This window comes from Kibdelosporangium banguiense, assembly GCF_017876405.1.
In the GTDB taxonomy this organism is placed as follows: domain Bacteria; phylum Actinomycetota; class Actinomycetes; order Mycobacteriales; family Pseudonocardiaceae; genus Kibdelosporangium; species Kibdelosporangium banguiense.
In genome coordinates, this window is the sequence record NZ_JAGINW010000001.1 from 10,059,872 (window position 1) to 10,080,782 (window position 20,911).

General features: G+C 67.2%; 20 protein-coding genes and 1 pseudogene. 4 read left to right on the plus strand and 17 right to left on the minus strand.

Annotation, left to right across the window (positions count from 1 at the left end):
• Positions 1-97 precede the first annotated feature (97 nt).
• Positions 98-319 carry a dsRBD fold-containing protein gene (locus JOF56_RS45355; protein ID WP_209645712.1) on the plus strand — a complete coding sequence of 74 codons (222 nt, stop codon included), beginning with the start codon at positions 98-100 and terminating at the stop codon, positions 317-319.
• Here JOF56_RS45355 and JOF56_RS45360 read toward each other — a convergent pair.
• Genes JOF56_RS45360 through JOF56_RS45380 form a run of 5 tightly spaced genes read right to left on the minus strand, consistent with a single transcriptional unit; the run spans position 309 to position 6,709 of the window.
• Complete coding sequence (locus tag JOF56_RS45360; RefSeq protein WP_307855554.1) at positions 309-1,943, minus strand: heavy metal translocating P-type ATPase; 1,635 nt, start codon at positions 1,941-1,943, stop codon at positions 309-311. The two genes, JOF56_RS45355 and JOF56_RS45360, sit on opposite strands and share 11 nt — an antisense overlap.
• A 50-nt stretch (positions 1,944-1,993) precedes the next feature.
• Positions 1,994-2,860: a universal stress protein gene (locus tag JOF56_RS45365; protein ID WP_209645713.1), complete on the minus strand. Its 867-nt coding sequence runs from the start codon at positions 2,858-2,860 to the stop codon at positions 1,994-1,996.
• A complete protein-coding gene (locus tag JOF56_RS45370) occupies positions 2,857-3,819 on the minus strand; it encodes an Acg family FMN-binding oxidoreductase (RefSeq protein ID WP_209645714.1) in 963 nt (320 codons plus the stop codon). Before JOF56_RS45370 ends, JOF56_RS45365 begins: the two co-directional genes overlap by 4 nt.
• A 32-nt stretch (positions 3,820-3,851) precedes the next feature.
• Positions 3,852-4,346 carry a universal stress protein gene (locus tag JOF56_RS45375; RefSeq protein ID WP_209645715.1) on the minus strand — a complete coding sequence of 165 codons (495 nt, stop codon included), beginning with the start codon at positions 4,344-4,346 and terminating at the stop codon, positions 3,852-3,854.
• Complete coding sequence (locus JOF56_RS45380; RefSeq protein WP_209645716.1) at positions 4,343-6,709, minus strand: phosphoketolase family protein; 2,367 nt, start codon at positions 6,707-6,709, stop codon at positions 4,343-4,345. The genes JOF56_RS45375 and JOF56_RS45380 overlap by 4 nt, the downstream gene beginning before the upstream one ends.
• A 183-nt stretch (positions 6,710-6,892) precedes the next feature.
• On the opposite strand from JOF56_RS45380, the gene JOF56_RS45385 reads away from it, so the two are divergent.
• Positions 6,893-7,693: a universal stress protein gene (locus JOF56_RS45385; protein ID WP_209645717.1), complete on the plus strand. Its 801-nt coding sequence runs from the start codon at positions 6,893-6,895 to the stop codon at positions 7,691-7,693.
• 493 nt (positions 7,694-8,186) lie between these two features.
• Here the strand turns inward: JOF56_RS45385 and JOF56_RS45390 are convergent, their stop codons facing one another.
• The 12 genes and pseudogenes from JOF56_RS45390 to JOF56_RS45445 all read right to left on the minus strand — a co-directional run bounded on the left by JOF56_RS45390 (position 8,187) and on the right by JOF56_RS45445 (position 18,934).
• Complete coding sequence (locus tag JOF56_RS45390) at positions 8,187-8,558, minus strand: hypothetical protein (RefSeq protein WP_209645718.1); 372 nt, start codon at positions 8,556-8,558, stop codon at positions 8,187-8,189.
• 154 nt (positions 8,559-8,712) lie between these two features.
• A pseudogene (locus JOF56_RS45395) lies at positions 8,713-9,904 on the minus strand (phosphoenolpyruvate carboxykinase domain-containing protein).
• A 39-nt stretch (positions 9,905-9,943) separates the two neighbouring features.
• Complete coding sequence (locus JOF56_RS45400) at positions 9,944-10,759, minus strand: hypothetical protein (RefSeq protein WP_209645719.1); 816 nt, start codon at positions 10,757-10,759, stop codon at positions 9,944-9,946.
• Positions 10,756-11,034: an ArsR/SmtB family transcription factor gene (locus JOF56_RS45405; protein WP_372448311.1), complete on the minus strand. Its 279-nt coding sequence runs from the start codon at positions 11,032-11,034 to the stop codon at positions 10,756-10,758. Before JOF56_RS45405 ends, JOF56_RS45400 begins: the two co-directional genes overlap by 4 nt.
• Before the next feature lie 60 nt (positions 11,035-11,094).
• Complete coding sequence (locus tag JOF56_RS45410; protein ID WP_209645721.1) at positions 11,095-11,301, minus strand: hypothetical protein; 207 nt, start codon at positions 11,299-11,301, stop codon at positions 11,095-11,097.
• 82 nt (positions 11,302-11,383) lie between these two features.
• A complete protein-coding gene (locus JOF56_RS45415; protein ID WP_209645722.1) occupies positions 11,384-12,910 on the minus strand; it encodes a hydrogenase large subunit in 1,527 nt (508 codons plus the stop codon).
• Positions 12,907-14,367 (minus strand): proton-conducting transporter transmembrane domain-containing protein, encoded by a 1,461-nt coding sequence (locus tag JOF56_RS45420; RefSeq protein ID WP_209645723.1) that lies wholly within the window; start codon positions 14,365-14,367, stop codon positions 12,907-12,909. Before JOF56_RS45420 ends, JOF56_RS45415 begins: the two co-directional genes overlap by 4 nt.
• The gene (locus JOF56_RS45425) at positions 14,367-15,029 is read right to left on the minus strand and encodes a hypothetical protein (RefSeq protein ID WP_209645724.1); all 663 of its coding nucleotides are present in this window, start codon (positions 15,027-15,029) and stop codon (positions 14,367-14,369) included. Before JOF56_RS45425 ends, JOF56_RS45420 begins: the two co-directional genes overlap by 1 nt.
• Before the next feature lie 11 nt (positions 15,030-15,040).
• Positions 15,041-15,988: a respiratory chain complex I subunit 1 family protein gene (locus JOF56_RS45430; protein WP_209645725.1), complete on the minus strand. Its 948-nt coding sequence runs from the start codon at positions 15,986-15,988 to the stop codon at positions 15,041-15,043.
• Positions 15,985-17,940 carry a proton-conducting transporter transmembrane domain-containing protein gene (locus JOF56_RS45435; RefSeq protein WP_245378669.1) on the minus strand — a complete coding sequence of 652 codons (1,956 nt, stop codon included), beginning with the start codon at positions 17,938-17,940 and terminating at the stop codon, positions 15,985-15,987. Before JOF56_RS45435 ends, JOF56_RS45430 begins: the two co-directional genes overlap by 4 nt.
• A 47-nt stretch (positions 17,941-17,987) precedes the next feature.
• Positions 17,988-18,473, minus strand: coding sequence for an NADH-quinone oxidoreductase subunit B family protein (locus JOF56_RS45440; protein ID WP_209645727.1), 486 nt, complete (start codon positions 18,471-18,473; stop codon positions 17,988-17,990).
• 104 nt (positions 18,474-18,577) lie between these two features.
• The gene (locus JOF56_RS45445; protein ID WP_209645728.1) at positions 18,578-18,934 is read right to left on the minus strand and encodes an ArsR/SmtB family transcription factor; all 357 of its coding nucleotides are present in this window, start codon (positions 18,932-18,934) and stop codon (positions 18,578-18,580) included.
• A gap of 156 nt (positions 18,935-19,090) precedes the next feature.
• On the opposite strand from JOF56_RS45445, the gene JOF56_RS45450 reads away from it, so the two are divergent.
• Both JOF56_RS45450 and JOF56_RS45455 read left to right on the plus strand, forming a co-directional pair.
• Entirely contained in the window at positions 19,091-19,348 is a 258-nt protein-coding gene (locus tag JOF56_RS45450; protein WP_209645729.1) for a CBS domain-containing protein, read from the plus strand.
• 761 nt (positions 19,349-20,109) lie between these two features.
• A complete protein-coding gene (locus JOF56_RS45455; protein ID WP_209645730.1) occupies positions 20,110-20,904 on the plus strand; it encodes an alpha/beta fold hydrolase in 795 nt (264 codons plus the stop codon).
• Positions 20,905-20,911 lie beyond the last annotated feature (7 nt).

Here is a 20,911-nt window from a genome sequence, read left to right on the forward strand (position 1 = left end):
TGCCTCAAGGGCCATCGCCCGCCTTTCACAGCCATCCGCCCCGTGGCCGCGCCCCGTGCTCCCCGGCAACATGGGCTTATTCACAAGGGAGACGAAGATGGCCAAGGACTGGACGGTGCAGGTGCACCTGGACGACTCCACGGGCGCGGTGATCGCGACGGCGACGTTGATCGACGAGAACGACGGAACGCTGTCAGCCAGCGCGCAATTCCGTAGCGCGACTCCGGACACGGCCGTGTCTCAGTGTCAATTTGAGCTCGCCGCCGCGCGTGCGTTACAGCGGCTGTCCGACGCTCTGATCACCGCTGCTAGCCGGTGAGTGTGAAGTAGTCCTCTTCCTCCTGCGCGAAATGCAGTGTCAGGATGGCATCCAGCCCGTACAGGGTGGCTCGCAGATCGTCGACCTGGTCCGGGCCGATGGAATCCGATGTGGACAGGTGGCGGCCGAGCCGCCGGATGTGCCGCTCGATCTCCATGTGCCCGCGGCTCATCGCCTGGGTGACTTCCGGATCGCCGAGCAACTCGGCGACCACCGGATACAGCTCCCGGTCCTCGGCCAGTTCGTGCGGCAGCAGGTGTTCGGACACGAGCTGGTACGCGCGCCGCACGGACTGCTCCGCCTGGGCAGTCGGCCCTTCCGAGAGATCGTCCGCCGCCTGGCGCACTGCTCGGCGGGCCGGCATCAGCTGCTCGTGCTCAGCCGCGAACCTCTGCAGGACCTGCTCGATCTGCTCAGCCGGCCGTCGCCGCACTGGTGGGAGCCAGCCGACCGCGGCGATCACCATGGCGACCAGAGACAAGGCGATACCGATGCCCGCGCTCTGCAGGGCGATGCGGTGCGCTCGGACGGCGGCCTCGACGGCGTCGGCCAGCCGCGCGATGCGCCCGTCGGTGATGACCGCGTCCGCAGCCTGAGCTGCAGCGGTGGCGTCCCGTCCAGCCAAGCCGATCCCCACGTCGGCCGCGGCCAGCGCGGGCGCGTCGTTGATCCCGTCGCCGACCATCAACGTCACCGCCCGGGCACGTTCTTCCCGCACTCGGTTGACTTTGTCCGCCGGACTGCACTGCGCCGACAGGTCGTCCAGGCCGAGCAGGATGCCGACGTCCTGTGCGTTGGCCAGTCGATCACCGGTGAGCAGGACGATCCGCTGCAGACCGGCGGATCGCAGTCGCCGGAGCGTTCGTGCGGCGTCCGGCCGGATCTCGTCACGGACGAGCAGGACCCCGATGGGTTCGCCGTCCCGGCTGACCCAGATTGTGCTGGCCATATCGAGTTCGGCTCGCCGGACCGCGGCCTTCGCCCATGGTGGCAACACCTCGCTCTCGGGCTTTCCGACGGTGATCCTTGCCCCCTGGACATATCCGGCGGCGCCGATGCCGGGCTGCTCGGTGACCTGTTGCGCGGGTGCTACGCGGAGCCCTGCGAGCCGAGCCGCACGGACAACCGCAGTTGCCAGCACGTGCGGTGACAGTTGCTCCACGGCGGCCGACAGCTCAAGGACACGTTGTTCGGTGTAGTTCGGCGCGGCCAGGACACTGGTGATCGTCGGCTGTCCGGCCGTCACAGTTCCGGTCTTGTCCAGGACGGCGGTGCGCGCACGCCCCAACGCTTCCAGAGCAGCACCATGTTTGAGGACCACACCTAGGCGTGAGGCACGAGACATTCCCGCTGTGATGGCAATGGGCGCGGCCAACAACAGCGGACACGGTGTGGCCGTGACCAACACCGCCACTGCTCGTACCGGATCTCCCGTCAGAATCCATGCCGCAGCTGCGATCGCGACAGCCAGGGGCAAGAACACCGCGGCAAGGCGATCAGCGAGCCGAACCACAGGCGCGCTTTCCGCAGCCGCCTGTTCGGCCAGGCACATCACTCCAGCGTAGGTGCTTTCGTCCGCAGTCGCGGTCGCGGTCAATTCGGCTGCCTCGCCGGCGTTGACCACTCCGCTGCGGATGCCTTCGCCTGGCCCGCGGTTTCAGCAGCTTGGACATATCAGCTGTGTGGTCGTATGACAGCAACCGCGCACGGCGCGTGATGCAGCAGTGCTTGGCTGGTCGAGCCGAGCAGCATGCCTTTCAGGCCGCCGCGGCCACGCGAGCCGACCACCACCAGCTGGGCGTCGCGCGCGGCTTCGAGCAAGCTGTGTGCGGGCCGGTCGGCAGTGACGACCAGCCGGACCTCGACATCCCGATACTTCTCGCGCCAGCCGGCCAGGCCTTCGTCGAGGATGCGCCGCTGCTCATCCTGCGCTTCTGTCCATGTCAAGCCGTAGGGTGGCAGCGAGAATTTCATGTACAGGGAAAGATCGCTCCAGGCGTGCAGCGCGACCAACGGAACGCCGAGCCTGGACGCTTCCTCGAACGCGAAGGCGACGGCCGCCTCGCTGGTGGCCGAACCATCCACTCCAACCACGACCGGCTTCTCAGCCCGGTCTTCCTCGCCACGCACCACCACGATCGGGCAATGCCCGTGAGTGGACAGCGCGACCGCGACTGAGCCGATCACCAGCCCGGTGAAACCGCCAAGTCCGCGTGATCCGAGAACCACAAGTCCCGCGGATTCCGACTCCTCGATCAGCCGCTGGGCGGCAGGGCCGCTGCGCAGGTGCGTCGACAGGTCGACCTCGGGGGCCGCTTCTTTCGCCAGTAGCGCGGCCTCGCGCAGCCATTCCCGCCCTTGCTGGGCGAGCGCCTCGGAGACCGACACCGGCAGCGTCACTGGGGTGTACGCCTCGATGACCATGCACGCGTGCACCAACCGCAGCGGCACGTGCCGGCCGGCTGCTTGCTTCGCGGCCCACCGGACCGCGTGTTCCGCGGACGTGGAACCGTCCACTCCGACAACAATCGGCTTGCTCATCTCAATCCCCTGACAACTTCAGCATACGGACGGCGAGGGCTGGCTTCCGGAACACGATGTGATCGGCCGACCCGCAGTAGGGCGTGCGGGAAGCCGGGCAGCTGCAACTGTTCGCTGAGCCCGGCTCGGACTTCGGCCAGTTGCAGCGGCTGGGTGATCAGCGACGCCGCGAGATCCAGATGTGTCGCAGTCAGCCATGCACGCTGAATTGCGGCACCAGCAAGCACATGGTCCCGCTTGGTGTCGTCGACGGTTTCCACGATCAGCACACATTCCTTGGCGATGCGAGCCGTCAGGACGTCAAGGTCCGGCACTCCGTCAATACCGTGAACCAGGCCGCCGAACAGCCCGTGCGCGATCCGGTCCGCCGGAATGCCGATCCTGGCCGCACCCCGGTCGAACGTCAGCGAGCGCATCTCTCGCAGGTAGCGATGATCGTGATGCAGAACTTTGGCGGCGTGTTCGCAGAGCTTTGCGACCACGCTCGCTTCGGCTTGCCCGGTGACACGGCGAACGCCGACGCGCTCGCCGTGCATCGCGTGTTCAACAGCACGGATCTCCTCCGCGGACAGCGGTTCGCCGTCGAACTTGAAGCGCTGGCTGCGCCGGTGCGGAATGGCCTGGTACATCTGCCATTCGGATTCGGTATGCGACTGCCGGCGAACCGGGGTGACGACCGCGACCTGGTCCGGATGCTGTGGGTCCGGGAAGAGCGTCGTGATGATCTCCCATCCCAGACTGCGCACAGCCAGCTCGAGGTTGGCCAAGGCCGCGCCGCAGGACATCAGCCTGTCCCGGCCTGCCGGGTCGTGGTGCGGCAGCGCATGGTCCCAGCGTTCGAACAGCAGGAGGTTGCGATCGTGCAGTTCCAGCACCCATGGCTGAATGTTGTGTACCGAAGGTGCCTGGGAGACCGCCTCGAAAAGTACGCGAACCTCGCCTGGTGACCAGAACGACATGACAGCTCACTCCAGTGTCTATTTCGGAAGTTTCAGAGCAGGGGCCCGATCGTCAACGGCGGCGCGTCTTCGGTGACGGGTGCCTTCTCGTGCTTGCGGTGGGCGTCCGGGATGACGACGACCGGGCAGGGCGAGTGGTGCACGCAGTACGAGCTGACCGAGCCGAGCAGCGCCTCGTACAACCGGTTGTAGCCGTGGCTGCCGACGACCAGCAAGTCGGCTTCGGCAGCGGCCTGGACCAGGGCCGGGCCAGGCTGGCCTTCCAGCAGCAGTTCGGTGATCTCCACGGTGTGGCCTGCCTGGTTCACCGCATTCGCCAGCAGCTCCCGCTGTGCCTCCAGGACCTCGCTGCGGGGTCGCAGCTGGATCAGGTCCAGCCTGTTCAGTCCCGCGGCGGCCGGGTCGGAGTGCCAGGCGTTAACTGCCGTGACGGTGACGCCCCGGCGGATGGCTTCGTCGATGGCCCAACGCAATGCGGCGATACTGACAGTGGATCCGTCGACGCCGACGATGATCGGCTTGTTCATGATGTCCTCCTTGGTGTCCAGTCACGGATCTCGGGCAGGTCTTCGCCTGTCCGGCGGATGTAGTCGTGGTGGCGGGCCAGCCGGCCGAGCAGTTCCTGACGCAGGTGACCGATCCGGCCCTCCAGCCGTGGCACACGCTCCAGTGCGGCGAGTGCGAGGTGGTAGCGGTCCAGCTCGTTGAGCACGCACATGTCGAACGGTGTCGTGGTGGTGCCGTAGTCGTGGAAACCCCAGACGTGCAGGTTGTCGTGGCCCGGGCGGCGGTAGGTCAGCCGGTGGATCAGCCACGGATAGCCGTGGAACGCGAAGATCACCGGCTTGTCGCCTGTGAAGATCTCGCCATACACGCGATCGCTGACACCATGCGGGTGCTGCTCCGGCGAGAACAAGCGGCCGAGGTCGACCACATTGACGATACGAATCTTCAAGTCCGGCACTAGTTCTCGCAGAACATCCGCAGCGGCAAGCGTTTCCTGTGTCGGGACATCTCCCGCGCAGGCCAGCACGACGTCGGTGTTGCCGTCGAGGTCGTTGCTCGCCCAGCTCCACACACCCAGACCTTGTTCGCAGTGCGCGCGTGCCTCGTCGGCGGTCAGGTACTGGTGTGCGGGTTGCTTTCCGGCCACGATCACGTTCACCAGCCCGCGGGTGCGCAGGCAGTGGTCGGCCACGCTCAGCAGTGTGTTGGCGTCCGGCGGAAGGTACACCCTGGCGACTTCGGGGCGCTTGCTCAGCACGTGGTCGATGAACCCAGGGTCCTGGTGCGACGCTCCATTGTGGTCTTGGCGCCACACGTGCGAGGTCAGCAGGTAGTTCAGGCTCGGCACCGGCCGGCGCCACGGGATGTCCGCGGCCGTGTGCAACCATTTGGCGTGCTGGGCCACCATCGAGTCGACGATGTGCGTGAACGCCTCATAGCTCGACAACAGCCCGTGCCGACCGGTCAGCAGGTAACCCTCCAGCCAGCCTTGGCACAGGTGCTCGGACAACACCTCGAACACCCGGCCATCCCGCGACAGGTGTTCGTCGTTGGGTTCGATGGGCAGCTGCCAGCGCCTGCCGGTCACATCCAGGACGTCGCCGAGCCGGTTGGAGGCGTGCTCGTCGGGCGCGAAGTACAGCAGGTTGTCGGTGTTCGCGGCCATGGCGTCACGCAGGTAGCCGCCGAGCGCGCGAGTCGCCTCGGACTTCCTGGTGACCTCCACCGCGTACTTCCGCCAGTCCGGCAGACGAAGGTCACGTTGCACCAGACCGTGCGCGATCGGGTTGGCGCTCATCCGCAACTCGCCCAACGGATGCCAGTACCGCACCAGAGCCGCAGGCGTACCGTCGGTGTCGAACAGCTCGCCAGGCCGGTAGGACTGCAGCCAGGTTTCCAGCTGGGCCAGCCGGTGCGGGTCCGACCGGATGTTGGTGATCGGCACCTGGTGCGATCGCCATGAACCCTCGACCTGGTGCCCATCAACAACTGTGGGCCCGGTCCAGCCCTTCGGAGTCCGCAGCACGAGCACCGGCCATACCGCTGCCCGGCCGCGGACGCCCCGGCGCGCATCGCTCTGGATCTGCCGGATGTCCGACAAACAGTCAGCAAGCGCTTCCGCATAGGCCTCGTGGACCTCGAACGGATCCGAGCCGGCGACCTCGACCGCACGCCAGCCGTGTCCCCGCAGCATCGCAGCCAGGTCTTCGCGCGCCAGCCGGGATAGCACGGTCGGATTGGCGATCTTGTAGCCGTTGAGGTGCAGGATCGGCAGCACCGCGCCATCGGTCGCTGGGTCGAGGAACGCCGGTGCGTGCCAGCTCGTGGCCAACGGGCCCGTCTCTGCCTCACCGTCGCCGATCACACAGGCCACGATCAGGTCAGGGTTGTCCAGCGCGGCTCCGGTGGCGTGCGCCAGCGCGTAACCCAGCTCACCGCCCTCATGGATCGAGCCCGGCAGGTGCGCCGACGCGTGGCTGGGCACGCCACCAGGAAACGAGAACTGGCGGAACAACTCACGCATCCCTTGTTCGTCCTGGCTGACGTGCGGGTAGAGCTCCGAGTAGGTGCCCTCCAGCCACGCGGCGGAGTTCAGTCCGGCGGCCCCGTGTCCGGGGCCGGTCACCAGCAGGGCATTGAAGTTGTCGCGCATGATCAGGTGGTTGAGGTGGGCGTAAGTCAGCGTGATGCCCGGCACCGTCCCCCAGTGACCCAGCAGGCGCGGTTTGACGTGCCCAGGCTGCAGCGGAGTGCGCAGCAACGGGTTGTCCAGCAGGTAGATCTGGCCCACTGACAGATAGTTCGCCGCACGCCACCACGCATCGATCCGGTGCATCGTGTCAGCGCCGGACCGGGCTTCGGTGAGGTGAGTCTGGGCGGTCATCGCCATACCTTCCGTCGAGGTTGTCGACCCCAACGCTGCCCGCACACCCCACGCCGCCGATACCGCCGCCAGCCCTGTGCGGATCAGGACTTTCGCCCCCAATTCAGCAGGCAGCCAGCCCTATCGGGTCAACGTCAGTCAAGGCGACCGTGGACACCGGCACACACAGGTAGTGGAGGAACGATGACGACCCGCACCGCACCGGCCATCCAACCGGTCCCCCAGCAACGTCAACTTCGTCGGCCACGGATCGCCGTGGGCACCGACGGAACACTCTGGGGCGACGCGGCCTTGGACTGGGCCCTACGGCACGCGGGACCGCTCAACGCCCAGGTGCGCGTGTTCGCCGCAGAATCCTCCGACGACCAGGCCATCGCCCGCAGACTCAGCGCCTACCGGTGGCTGTTCACCTCAGTCAGCGTCTCCCCTGAGCCACCAGTACAGACCCTGGTGGCCGCAAGCAAGGATCACGACCTGCTGGTCCTCGGCTACCGAGGCCGCCAGCACGGCCCGTTCGGCCTCGGCCGCTCCGTCGTGCCCATCGTGACCGCGGCCCGCTGTGACACTGTCGTCGTCCGCGGCCAGACCCGGGCCGTGCAAGGCGAGCACCGCTGGATCACCGCCGCCATCAGCGGCCAGGACGACACACTGGTCGTGCGGCGCGCGGTCCAGTTCGCCATCCGGTCCCGCAGCAGACTGCGTCTTCTGCACGCCGCGCCACTACCAGGCGCCCCCGCCGTACCGGCAGTTGTCGCCCCCGCCAGCATTCTCGAACACGCCCACGACCTCGTGCACGAACTCGCCCCTGACCTGACTCCCAGCCTCCGCCTGGTCCGCAGCCAGCCCCACGAGGCCGTCCGCACCTGCGACCGCACCGACCTGCTCGTCATCGGCTCAGGCAACCAGCCCGGCAAACTCTCAGTCATCACCTCGACCGCGCTGCACATGGCCACATGCCCAGTCCTCGTGGTGAAACCGCAGTAGGCTCGAGTCAGATGTCCCTGCGGAGGAGGATTCAAGGCACCACCCGGTGCGGCAGGACGACAACACATTGCATGCGGATCAATGCCCGCTCATGGCAGATGACCGTCGGCTCCAGTAGTTGCCGGCCCTGAGTCCGGCGGAACGTCACCACGAGTGGCCGGTCTCAGTTGGACGCCACGCACCCGATAGATCTCTTTTGCGATCTTCGGCAGATCCTCGGTACTGGCGCGCATAACGATCACACGGGCGGTGAGGTGTCGGCAAACAGCAGCGCACGACAGCTACAGTAGTCGCCAAGCTCGTCGTGCCAGCGCAACCACAGCAGGGATATTGGCAAGGTCGTCACGTACCACGGCGACGTCGGCGCGCCGCGTCGGCATCGTTCGGCGGTCGCGCCACTGTCGGCCGGGCCGGCCAGAGTCCCGCCCTGCCGATGGCGGCATACGAGTGGGCAGCAGGGCGGGATCCGTGGCCGATCTTCTCGGCGTCTCGGTCAAACGATCAGGTCGGCTTCGATGCGCTTGAGGTGATGGCGTGCCAGCGCGAGGTTCGCCCGTTCCCGGTCCAGGATCACGTACAGGAACAGTGTCGAGTTGCCCCTGGCCGGTCGCAGCAGCCGGATCAGGTGATACTGCTGGTGCAGGGTGATCAGGATGTCCTCGATACCGTCGCCGAGCCCGAGGGCGGACATCACGCGCAGTTTCGACCGCACCACTTCGGTGTTGCCGGCCGCGGCGACCTCCAGATCCAGCCAGTCACCACCGCCCATCCTGCCGAGCGACATCCCGCTCTCATGGTCGACCAGCGCGGCACCCACCGCACCGGCGATGGACATCGCCTCTTTCAGCGCCGTCTCGATATTCATCGCGTGACTTTCTCCTTGTGTTCGTTCGGGCACGCACGGGATGGCGTGCCTGGCGACGTCCCCGGCCAGTTCGGGATGGGATCCGCTTTAGAGGAACATCAGCCGCTTCGTGACAGTCCCGGCCGCGTACGGGTCAGGACGGACGCGCAGGGCGTCACGGTGCTGGTGTCCTATCGAGACGGTGGCGGAGCGCCGTCAGTTCGTCGTACAGCGCGGTGGGTAGTTTGTCGCCGATCGTGGTGAACCATTCCTCGATCAGCGGGATCTCGGCTCTCCATTCGTCGATGTCGACCTCGATCGCGGCCTCGACATCGTCCGGCGGGGCGGCCAGGCCCCCCATGTCGAGCGAGTTGACGTTGGGTACCCAGCCGATCGGAGTCTCCACGGCGGGCGCGGTGCCCTCGATGCGTTCGATGGCCCACTTGAGCACGCGGGCGTTCTCGCTGAACCCAGGCCACAGCAACCGGCCGTCGGCGCCGCGGCGGAACCAGTTGACATAGAAGATCTTCGGCAGCTTCGCCCGCGTCGGCGTGCTTGCCGGTGTCGATCCAGTGCTGGAAGTAGTCCCCGGCGTGCCGCGGTGAGGTGAGCTTGAGGATCAGCATGTGTTCGGCCAGCCAGCCCTCCTGGCGGCCGATCACCGAGGCGATCCGCAACGAGTAGCACTTCTTGCCCAGCAACGCGTTTCCGCCGTAACCGGAGCCGTAGCTCCAGATCATCCGCTCCTCGGGGAACTGGCTGATGTACTTGGTCCGGTCACACGGCCACGACACGTCTTTCTGCCCGGGTTTGAGTGGCGCGCCCACGGAATGCAGACAGCGCACAAACTCGGCGTCGTCACCAAACAGCGCGAGTGCCTTGCTGCCCATGCGGGTCATGATGTGCATCGAGGCGACCACGTACGCCGAGTCGGTGATCTCCACGCCCAGCATGGGTTTCTCCGCCGAGAGCGGGCCCATGGAGAACGGGATCACATACATGGTCCGGCCGGCCATGCTTCCCCGGTAGTGCTCGGTCATGACGACCTTCATGTCGATCGGGTCCATCCAGTTGTTGGTCGGCCCCGCGTCGGCCTCATAGGTCGAGCAGATGAACGTGCGATCCTCGACCCGGGCGACATCACCGGGATCCGAGGCGCACCAGAACGAGTTGGGCTTCCGGGAAAGCCGCACGAACGTTCCCGCTTTGACCAGCTTGGTGGTCAAAGCACGCCACTCCTCGTCCGAGCCGTCGCACCACACCACCCGCTCCGGGGTGGTCAGCTCGGCGACCTTGCGCACCCACGCCAGCAGGGATTGGTGCGTGGTGGGTGTCTGGTCCACGCCGGGGATGGTGGTTGCGGTCATCGTGGTCTCCTTGCCGGCCGCCCGGCGTTCATCGGCCGGTCAGCTCGAACGTGTGTCGTGGGAGTGGCGGGCTGGCTGGTGCAGAGTCCGGGTCGCGGCGTCGGCAACCTGGCGCGTGAGGGCACGGTCCGGACCTTGCGGTAACCGCTCGTCAGATGGGGTGGCCATCACCAGGGCAAGCGCGCAGGCGTGGTAAACCTCGACGTCCAGCCGTGCGTTCGGGACCTGCGTGAGCGCGCGAAGCAGGCCGGGCAACGCGAGCAGCACGGTGCGCGGGTCGTCGCGGGTGATCACGGCAGGTTCCACAAGCGTGCCGAATGCCTCGGTGATACCACCGAGCAGGTCGATCACGGCATCCGAACCGGCGGCGACGCGATGCAGCGGGAACGCGACGGCGTCGTCGCGGTTCCAGGTGGTGATATCGCCCACCCCAGCGGTCACCAGCAGTGGGGACAGCATCGGCATGGTGTTCGCGCCTGCGATCACGACACGGCTGGACGTCAGTGGGCGGCCGGCGCGGGTGAGCGTGGTCAGCAGCGCGGCGATCAGGGCGATCGCTGCGGTGTTGTGGTCGGTGACCACTGGTGTCTCGCCCGCAGCCAGGCGCGCCACGTGGGCGTGTCCAGGTGCGACGTGCGGCAGAAAGACAGCACCGACGGTGGATGGGAGGCCGCCCAGCGTGGCATGCAACTGCCTCGGGGTACCGGCCTCGAACGGCATCACGACTGTCGGCAGACCGGCCACGTCGCGGATCAGCGCGGAGTACTCGTGCAGCAACGGTTCTATCGGTGTGTCCTGGTCGGCCAGGGCGCTGCCGTCGCTGACCACTGCGACCGTGCGATTGCTCGATGTCACGAGGCCTGCTCCAGGCGCAGTTCCGCCAGTAGCTGTCCCTGCCCAAGCGTGACGTGGGTCAACACCTGGCGCGCAGCGTGGAGCAGTTCAGCCACCTCGGGCGTGCTGAGTGAGTACTCCACGGTGTTGCCGGCGCGGCGGGTGGCGACCAGTCCGGTGCCGCGCAGCACCGTGAGCTGTTGAGACAACCGGGCCCTTTCGATCGCGACCGCGTCCAGTAGTTGACGCACGGTTTTGGGGCCCTCGTCCAGCAGTTCCAGCACCCGAATGCGCACCGGGTGCGCCAACCCGCGAAACAACGCGGATTTCGCCTCACACAACGGCATGCCCATGGGTCAGGCTCCGAGCATCGCGTCGTCCAGCATCGTGCGATCCACCCAGTCGCCAGTGTCGATGCCGTGCTCGGCGGGCACGTCGAGCAGGTCGCGGATCCGGGCGCCGTGCAGGTGAACCTCGTAGTCGTGCCGCGCCTGCCGGGCCGCCGTCATCGCTTGCTTGGCGTCATCGACCTGACTGTGCAAGACCGCAGTGAACTCCTTCATCGTTCCCACCTTCTTCCGGCGGCCAGCAACGTCCGACACAGCTACAGAATACAGCATCTGCGCAGTTAAAGAAATTCGCAAGTCATAGATCGTTGCCGGCGTAGGAGAGGTTGAAGCTCTTGTTGGTCAGCGGGAAGTCCGGGACGATCGTGTCGGCCAGCGCGACCGGCAGAGCCGGCCAGTTGAAGAAGCTCGGGTCGACGATCTTCACCCGGGCCAGCGTGCCGTCGCAGGCGAGTTCGACTCGGTGCACGATCGTGCCTCGCCACCCCTCGACGATGCCCACCCCGGACCGGCCGGATCGGGGTTCGACCGGTGTGATCGGCGTGGTTGCCGGCTGTTGACGCACGGTATGCACGAGACTGGTGATCAGCCCGATCGAATAGGTGATCTCCTCGGCGCGAACCAGGAACCGGGACAACACGTCGCCATCGGTATGGGTGTGCTCGGTGCGGCGGAACACCTCGTGCAGGAACGGGTGGTCGTGGCGGGCGTCGGTGGTCAGGCCGCTGGCGCGGGCGACGTAGCCGAGGGTGCCGAGATCGGTGGCCTGTTCACGAGTGAGCACGGCAGTGCCCGCGAATCGGTCGGCCACGACGGTGTTGCCGAGTGCGAGGGCGGCGATTTCGGCGATGTCCTCGCCGATCACCGCCAGGCGGACGGGGTCAGGCAGGGCAGTGACGGTCGCGCCGCCGGGATGGATGGCACCGCGGAGCAACCGGTGGCCGGTCACCTCGTCGTTGATCCGCAACAGTTGTTCGCGAACGCGTTGCGCGTGGGTGTTGAGGATGCCATGGCCGACGTCGTTGCACAGGGCGCCAATGTCGGTGATGTGGTTGTAGAGCCGTTCGAGCTCCAGCAGGATCGCGCGAATCCGCTGGGTGTGCGCGGGCACCGGATACTGCCAGGCGTCTTCGATCGCCTGGCAGAAGGCGAGGGCGTGCCCGACGGTGGTGTCACCGCTGACCCGTTCGGCGAGCTCGATCGCCTGTCGCGGGCGCCGGCCCTGGAACAGTTTCTCGATTCCTCTGTGGACGAACCAGAGCCGGGCCTTGAGGTTGAGGATGGTCTCGCCGACCACCGAGAACCGGAAATGGCCCGGACCGATCATCCCGGCGTGCACTGGGCCGACCGGGATCTCGTACACACCAGGACCTTCGACCGTCCGAAACGGATACGGTCCGTCGACGTCGCCGAACTGGGGCGGTTCGCCCGCGTCGGCGAGCATCGGATGCCAGCCTCGCGGCCAGTGGAAGTGCCGGACCAGGCGCTGGGGCAGCGGGTGATCGGCAGGCACGATGCCGAACAGGTCCCGCATCTCCCGCTCGAAGCGCCCGGCGGCGAAGGACAAGCCGGCCAGGCTCGGCACGCGCGGGGCTGCACGGTCGAGCGGGACGTGCACGTCGACGCGTCGGTCCGGCTGGGCGGCGGTGAACAGGTACACCGCGCGAAGCCGGTCGCCGTCGTCGTGACCGGCGACCAATGCGACCCGATATCCATTGTCCAGCAAGGAACGCGCGTGCTCGGCCAGTTCGTCGGGAGCAACGGTCAGTGTGGTGCGGTGCTCGCCGACCGGCTCACCGAGAGCGGACGTGTTCGGAGTACTCATCGGGCCCCCACCAGGGTTTCAGCGGCCAAGTGCAGCAATGTGGTCAGCGGTCCCGCGGTGACGCCCAGGACCGCGCACGCGACCAGTCCGCCGAGCAGAGCGAGCGAGGTGGGTATCGGCAGCTGGCGTGTCCCGGTGGCCGTTCCCGGGCCGTCCGGGGCGGCGCCGAGCAGCATCCGGCTGGTGTGGGTCACCAGAGCCGCGGCGATGATCAGCACCAGAACGAGCGCGATCGCGGTGAGCCAGCCCAGTCCGGCCGTGAATCCGGCGCGGAACAAGCCCAGTTCGCTGGCGAACAGGCTGAACGGGGGCAAGCCGATCAGCGCCAGGACTCCCAGCCCAACGGCCCCGGCCAGTGCGGGATGGTGGGTGGCCAGCCCGCGCACGCCGCCGATCCGGCTGGAGCCGGTCACCTGCAGGATCCGCCCGGCCCCCAGGAACAGCACGCCCTTGGCCAGACCATGGCCGAGGATGTGCAACAGCACCGCGGTCAGCGCGAGCGGGCTGCCGAACGCGGTACCGAGAGCGACCAGGCCAAGATGCTCGATGCTGGAATAGGCCAGCATCCGCTTGTAGTCCCGTTGCGCCACCAGCAGGGACGCCGCGAGCACCAACGAAGCGACGGCCATCACCGCCAGCAGCATGCGGGTGAACCCGGTACCGAGCGCGGCGTCGGCGATCACTTTGACCCGCAGGATCGCGTAGAACGCGACGGACAACAGCACGCCAGACATCAGTGCGGACACCGGTGCGGGGGCCTGGCTGTGGGCGTCGGGCAGCCAGGCGTGCAGCGGTGCCAGCCCGGCCTTGGTGCCGAACCCGAGAACCAGCAACAGCACCGCGATTCGGGTGACCCCAGGGTCGAGATTGGACGCGTTGGCCGCCAACGCGTCCAAGTCCAGTCCGGACGTACCAGGAGCGCGAGAAGAGGCGAAGTTCAGCACGATCGTGCCCAGCAGAGCCAGCGCGATACCGGCCGAGCAGATCACCACGTACTTCCACGCCGCCTCGACAGCCGAGCGTGTCCGGCGTTGCCCGACAAGGAATGCCGTCACGATGGTGGTGGCCTCGATCGCCACCCACAACACGCCCAGGTTCGCGGCGAGCACCGCCAACGCCATCGCGGCCAGGAACAGCTGAACCAGGACACTGTGCCGGGTAGCGGTGCGTACGGTGGCCCGGCCTGCCGTGATTTCGGCGGTGAAGTAGGCCGGAGTCGCCACAGTGGCCAGCAGTGCCACCGCACCGATCACCACGAGCATGTACGCCGAAAGCGCATCCACCCGCAGCAACCCCGCCACGCCGGTATGTGGTTCGGAGCCGGCGAGGACGATCGCGGATGCGAGCACGGCGGCGGCACTCACAGCACTGACCCAGGCGGTGACTCGATGCCAGCCGAATGTGGCGAAGGTGAGAGCGCCAATGACCGGCACCACGAGCGGGAGAAGAACAGTCATCAGTCGCGCAGCTCCCGCAGCTCATCGAGGTCCGTATCGCCGAAGGTCTCCCGCATCCGGGTGGTGAGGATCTGCAACACCAGCACCGCCAGCAGTACGTCCAGCGAGACGCCTAGCTCGACGATGAGTCCGACCTCTGCGGTGGTGAGAAACCCGACCGCGGTGATCCCGTTGTCCATCAACAGAAAACCGACCAGCTGCGACAGCGCGCGGCGCCGGGTGACCAGCACGAAGAACCCGATCAACACGACAGTCATCCCGACCGGGATCGCCTGTGTCGCCGCGGATGGCGCGAGCTGCACCAACGGCTGGGACACCGCGTACGCCAGCAACGTCAGCACCGCGGCAGCCAGCAACGACGCGGCCACGTTCACCAACGGCCGGGTCTCCCGCCGAGCCTCACCAGCGCTGGCCAATGCCCGCCAGAGCAGATGCGGCAGCACCCCAGCGCGCAACACCAGTACACCGGCCGCCACAGCCCACAGTTCAGCGGAGTTCTCGTGCGCGGCAAGGACACCGACCAACATTGCGAGTGCCAGGCCTTGCAGCGCGAACACTCGGATGATCACAGCGAGCTCGCGGCGCCACAGCACCAGCACAGAGGTCAGCAACAGGCCGCCGCACGCCAGGTCCAGCAACTGCACGTAAAGGCCCTCGTCCACCACGATTCCCTTCAGGCCAGGAAGAACGAGGCCGCCACGGACAGCAGCGCGAGCAGGAACGACCCGGCCAGCAGCTCCGGCACACGGAACAGCCGCAGCTTGGCCAGGAACACCTCACCCGCGGCGAGCACCACGCCGAACACGCCGACCTTGATCACCAACGCCAGCACCCCGGCCACGACCGCGAGCGGAGCAGCCGACGTCGCGATCCCCCACGGCAGGAACAAGTTCGCCAGCAGGCCGAGGAACACCGACAGCCGCATCGCCGAGGCCAGCTCCACCAGAGCCAGGTCCGGACCTGCGTACTCGAGCACCATCGCCTCGTGCACCATCGTCAGTTCCAGGTGCGTCGAGGGGTTGTCCACCGGCAGCCGCCCGGTCTCCGCGATGATCACCACGATCAGCGCGACCGCGGCCAGCAGGCTGACCGGGGAGATCACCCGTGCCGGATCGTCCAATGTGGAGGATACGATCTCGCCGAGGTTGGTCGACCCGACCCGGACCGACAGCGCGAAGATCGCTACCAGCAGGGTCGGCTCGACCAGCGCGAGAATCGTGACTTCCCGGCTGGATCCCATGCCGCCGAACGCGGTCCCGGTATCCAGCCCGGCCAGCGCCAGCGCCACCGCGCCCAACGCCAGCAGCGCGACCACGGCGAACAGGTCTGCGACCGGATCGATCGCCGAGGCAGTGGTCACGAACGGCGCCACCACAGTGACCACCAGCGTGGTGGCCACCAGCACCAGCGGCGCGACGCGGAACACCTCGCTGGTCCCGCGTGGAGCGATGCGCTCCTTGCCGAACAGCTTGCGCAGATCCCGCCACGGCTGCCAGATACCTGCGCCCGCACGGCCTTCGAGCCTGGCGCGGACCTGCCGCATCACCCCAACGAGAAGCGGTGCCCCGGCCACAATGACCACCGGTTGCACGATCCCGCCGACAATTCCCAGCGTGCTCACCTGGTCACCGCCAGCAGGATCAGGGCCGCGCATACGGTGTAGAAGCCGTACCCGAGATACCGATGCACACTCCCGGTTGCCAGACGGCGGCCCACCTTGCCCCACGCGGACACCGCGGCAAGGACCGGTTCGTAGAGTCGCCGCTCGATCCGATCCGGAACCCGCCGCCGGTATTCGACAGCTTGAACCAGGTACCGCGACTCCTCGTGGTGGCTGACGTCCACATCGGTCTCCGGCTGGACCACGTCGTCGAACACCCGCTGCAACGGCTCCGCGAAAGAAGTTGCCGTGTATTCCATCCGCGCCGACATCGGGCCACCACCGCAGTCCCAGAGCCGTGCCTCACGGCGTGCCCGCCGCACCGCGACAAACCGAACAACACCCACCACCACAACAACACCGGCAACCAACGCGAGCGCGAGCATCAACGGCGACAACGCCCCGGTCACTCCCGCCAGTTGCAGGGTCACCGCGCCGGACACAGCCGCATCGCCTGTCCCCACAGCGATTCCGACCGCCGACGCGACGGATGGCAGAACCACGGTCGGGAGTAACGCCAGCACCACACACGCCGCACCGGCCAGTCCCATGCCCACGAGCATGCTCGGCGGGCTTTCGTGGGCGTTCTCAGCGGCCGCACTGCGGGGCTTGGCCAGAAATCCCACTCCGAACGCCTTCACGAAGGTCGCCACCGCAAGCCCCGCGGTCAGCGCCACTGCCGCCACCGCCACCGGCATCGCGATCGCCGCGGCCACCCCGGACACCGGAAGCCCATGGATCAACGCCTGCAACAACAACCACTCCGACACGAATGCTGTCCCCGGCGGCAACGCCGACGCCGCCAAAGCACCCAGACCGAACGCCGCCGTGGTCACCGGCATCCGCGGCCGCAGCCCACCCAGCTCGTCCAGATCCCGGCTATGCGTGCCGTGCAGCACCGAACCGGCCGCCAGAAACAGCAGCGTCTTGAACGCCGCATGGTTGATCACGTGTAACAACGCCGCGGCCAATGCCAGCCCGGCCAGGACCCGGTTACCCGATGACGCAAACAGCCCGGCGGCGCCCACGCCGACCAGCACCAGCCCCATGTTCTCGGTCGTCGACTGCCCCAGCAGCCGCTTCAGATCGGTGCTCATCGCGGCCTGCAAGATCCCGTACACCGCCGAGACAGCGCCCAGCCCGAGCACCAGCAACCACCACCAGCGCTCACCACCACCGAGCAGGTCGAACCCGACCCGCACCATCCCATACACCCCAAGCGTCACCATTGCCGCGGACATCAACGCCGACACGTGACTCGGCGCCTCCGGATGAGCTCGCGGCAACCACACATGCAGCGGCACGACCCCCGCCTTCGACGCGAACCCGGCCAAGGTCAGCCCGAACACCACGCCCGCCGTCCCCGGCGACAGGCCAGCCTCCCGCAACGCCGGAAACGAGTCACCGGACGCGTGCGCCACGAACATCAACAGTCCACTCAGCACAGCCACGAACCCGAGGTGCGTCATCACCACGTACCATCGGCCCGCCTGCGCGACCTCGTCGCGTCGCCAGTGCTCGGCCACGACCAGCAGCAACGAGGTCAGCGCCATCAGCTCCCAGCACACCAGGAACGTGCCCACGCTCCCGGCCGCCGGAACCAGCAACATCGCCACGACGAACAGCGGGAACACCGCCTGCACCGGTCGCGAGTCCAAGCCGTTACGGGCATAGGAGATCCCGTACACCCCGGCTGCGACCGCGACACCGCCGATGACCACGATGAACAGTCCACTCAGCGCGTCCACACTGAAAACCACACCGGACAGCGGCAACAACCCTGACAGCGCAACCGAAAACGACTCCCCCGCCAGCGCTGCACCACCGGCCAACATCCCCGTAACGCCAGCGAGTGCCGTTCCCAAACCGACCACAGTGGACCGGATCGCGACCGGTACAACCACAGCGCTCATCGCAGCCAGTACACCTAGTGCCATGGCAATACCGAAGCTCACCGAGGTCATCGTCCGGTCAGCTTCCGCAATCCCTCGACGATCGCCTCCGGCCGCGGCGGACACCCGGCGATTTCCACATCGACGGGCACCACATCGGACACCGCACCGACCACCCCGTACGCACCCGCGAACGCACCACAGTCACGAGCGCAATCCCCCGCGGCGACAACCAGTTTTGGGCCAGGGACCGCATCGTAGGTCCGTCGTAGCGGCTCGGCCATGTTGCGAGTCACAGCCCCTGTGACCACCAGCGCGTCGGCATGCCGCGGCGAAGCCACCAGCCGCACGCCGTACCGTTCGGCGTCGTAGACAGGCCCGAACGCCGAGCCGATCTCCACCTCACAGCCGTTGCACGACCCGGCATCAACGTGACGGATCTGTACCGAACCACCCAACCCCGCCGCGGCCACCGGGCGATCACCCTCCGGCCGAGGCGGCGCGGCCTGCGCGACCCGCCCGGTCGCGCGAATCTTGCGCCACAAACCCAGCACTAGTCACTCCTGCACATCGGATCACCAAAGGAAGCGGCCACCCCGCCGAAACCGGCAACGGGTTCGGAACGACAGCGGGGCGACCGCAGCTCATCCGCCCGGCGTTACCCCTCCGGTGTCGTCGCGGGCACCACCACCGGTGTGTTGAGATTGGCCAGCAACTCCATCTGCCCGGACAGCACCCCGGTCAGGATCCGGCGGGCGACCGCCAGCAAGTCCGCGAACAACGGGCTGGCCAGCGAGTAGTAGACGTTCGAGCCCTCTTTGCGAGTGGTCACCAGCCCCGCCCGGCGCAGCACCGCCAACTGCTGCGACAGGTTGGCCGACTCGATGCCGACCTCGGGCAGCATCTCCGCGACCGCGTGCTCCCGCTCGCTCAACAACTCCAGGACCCGAATCCGCGCGGGATGCCCCAGCGTCTTGAAGAACTCCGCCTTCAGCTGATAAAGGGGCCTGCTCACCGACACCCCTCCCCACCTGGGCCATGTCCCTCTGTCGCGCTCATAAGGCGATCCTCTCTGGCCTACGCCGGAGCGCCGACATCCCGACCGTAGCCGCACGGTTCAACAGTTGCTAATCTTAGCAACTCCGAAAGCGTGCGGCGCAACGAGGCTGCGATGGATGAGCCGACCGTGGGCGCGGTGATGACCCGCCAGGTGATCACCGCGGTGTACGACACCCCGTTCAAAGAACTGGCCGGCGCCATGCTCGCCCACGGCATCGACGCGCTGCCTGTCATCGACAGCTCCGGCAGACCGATCGGCGTGGTCAGCGAAGCCGACATCCTGACCAAACTCGAGTTTCACGGCGGCGCCGACCCGCCACTGCGCTTGCCGAAAACCTCATCCGTGCTGGTCAGACGCTGCACACGATGACGTCGAGGCCGTCCATTCACGGGTTGCGGCCCCGCGGCAGGATGACCGGCCGTGCTACTGCGACTGGCCTACCTCGGCCTGACCAACACCTTCGCCCTGCTTCGCCTGCTCCCAATGAGCGACCGCGACAAGGACACCGAGATCCTCACGCTGCGCCACCAGATCGCAGTGCTGCAACGGCAACTCGCTGGCACACGGGTGCGATTCAGTCCAGCCGACCGGGCACTACTCGCCGCAGTCCTGCACCGACTACCACGTCAGACATTGAACAGACTCCGCCTGCTGGTACGCCCCGACACCATCCTGCGTTGGCACCGCGAACTACTCCGCCGACACCACGCCGCAGCATCCCGGCCAAAATGTCCCGGACGGCCCCGCACCATCGTTCCATCCGAGTCCTGGTTATGCGCCTGGCGAAGGAGACCCCAACCCTTCCAACAATGACACCCAGGTGCACGGTCTGGCCAACCACCACGGCGACTCGACGAGGTCGAACAGATCCTTGCCATCCTCAAAGGGCAGCAGGGTTTCCGCGAAGCCAGGGTCCGGTTGATCTTGCGCGACATTCCGATGCCCGCCGGCCGCACCATGGGATCAGCGCGTCTTCAAAGCTGGGGCTCGAGCCGGCGGTGTCCGATCGCACTTGACGAAGAGGGAACGACGAAGCAATCCGCCAGCCGCTTCGTTCAGTGTTCGTCAAGTACCCGGTTCCACACTGATCCGCGATCACTGGGTGAGAACGGACAATGAGGAGCACATCGATGACCACGACTCGCCGAAACCTGCTCGCCGGATCCGCTGCGGTCGCGGCCGGTGCCGCTGTCGGAGTGCCCGCCGCGGAGGCACAGCCCCGGCACGGCGGCAAGCAGAAGCCCACCGTTGTACTGGTGCATGGTGCGTTCGCTGACGCCTCTGGCTGGAACGACGTCGCCGCCCGGCTCATGCGCGCCGGCTATCCGGTCATCGCCCCGGCGAACCCGCTGCGCGGCGTGGCCGTCGACTCCGCATACCTGGCCAGCGTTCTCGCCACCCTCGGCGGCCCGCTCGTCCTCGTCGGGCATTCCTACGGCGGCAACGTGATCACGAACGCCGCGACCGGCAACGCGAACGTGAAGGCGTTGGTCTACATCGCCGCGTTCGCGCCGGATCAGGGTGAAACGCTGCTGGGCCTGCAGACGAAGTACCCGGGGAGCCAGATCGACGAGACGGCGCTGGACTTCCGTCCGCACAGCGCGGGCGTCGACGCGTACATCAAGAAAGAGCTGTTCCATGACGTGTTCGCCGGGGATGTGCCCAAGGCGGTCACGAGCCTGATGTGGGTCAGTCAGCGGCCGGTTGACACTGGCGCGTTACAGGAGCCGTCCGGCGCCCCGGCCTGGAAGACCATTCCTTCCTGGTGCCTGGTCTCCCGTAACGACAAGGTGCTTCCCGCCGCAGCGCAGCGCTTCATGGCACAGCGGGCCCGTGCACACACCGTCGAGGCCGGCACCTCGCACGTCGCGATGATCGCCCAGCCCGCCCCGGTGGCCGACCTCATCAAGCGCGCCGCAGGCTGACGCGAAA

Coding starts and splice junctions, on each gene's coding strand:
- JOF56_RS45355 (WP_209645712.1), top strand. CDS start 98: ATGGCCAAGGACTGGACGGTGCAGGTGCACCTGGACGACTCCACGGGC.
- JOF56_RS45365 (WP_209645713.1), bottom strand. CDS start 2,860: ATGAGCAAGCCGATTGTTGTCGGAGTGGACGGTTCCACGTCCGCGGAA.
- JOF56_RS45370 (WP_209645714.1), bottom strand. CDS start 3,819: ATGTCGTTCTGGTCACCAGGCGAGGTTCGCGTACTTTTCGAGGCGGTC.
- JOF56_RS45375 (WP_209645715.1), bottom strand. CDS start 4,346: ATGAACAAGCCGATCATCGTCGGCGTCGACGGATCCACTGTCAGTATC.
- JOF56_RS45380 (WP_209645716.1), bottom strand. CDS start 6,709: ATGACCGCCCAGACTCACCTCACCGAAGCCCGGTCCGGCGCTGACACG.
- JOF56_RS45385 (WP_209645717.1), top strand. CDS start 6,893: ATGACGACCCGCACCGCACCGGCCATCCAACCGGTCCCCCAGCAACGT.
- JOF56_RS45390 (WP_209645718.1), bottom strand. CDS start 8,558: ATGAATATCGAGACGGCGCTGAAAGAGGCGATGTCCATCGCCGGTGCG.
- JOF56_RS45410 (WP_209645721.1), bottom strand. CDS start 11,301: ATGAAGGAGTTCACTGCGGTCTTGCACAGTCAGGTCGATGACGCCAAG.
- JOF56_RS45415 (WP_209645722.1), bottom strand. CDS start 12,910: ATGAGTACTCCGAACACGTCCGCTCTCGGTGAGCCGGTCGGCGAGCAC.
- JOF56_RS45420 (WP_209645723.1), bottom strand. CDS start 14,367: ATGACTGTTCTTCTCCCGCTCGTGGTGCCGGTCATTGGCGCTCTCACC.
- JOF56_RS45435 (WP_245378669.1), bottom strand. CDS start 17,940: ATGAGCGCTGTGGTTGTACCGGTCGCGATCCGGTCCACTGTGGTCGGT.
- JOF56_RS45450 (WP_209645729.1), top strand. CDS start 19,091: ATGGATGAGCCGACCGTGGGCGCGGTGATGACCCGCCAGGTGATCACC.
- JOF56_RS45455 (WP_209645730.1), top strand. CDS start 20,110: ATGACCACGACTCGCCGAAACCTGCTCGCCGGATCCGCTGCGGTCGCG.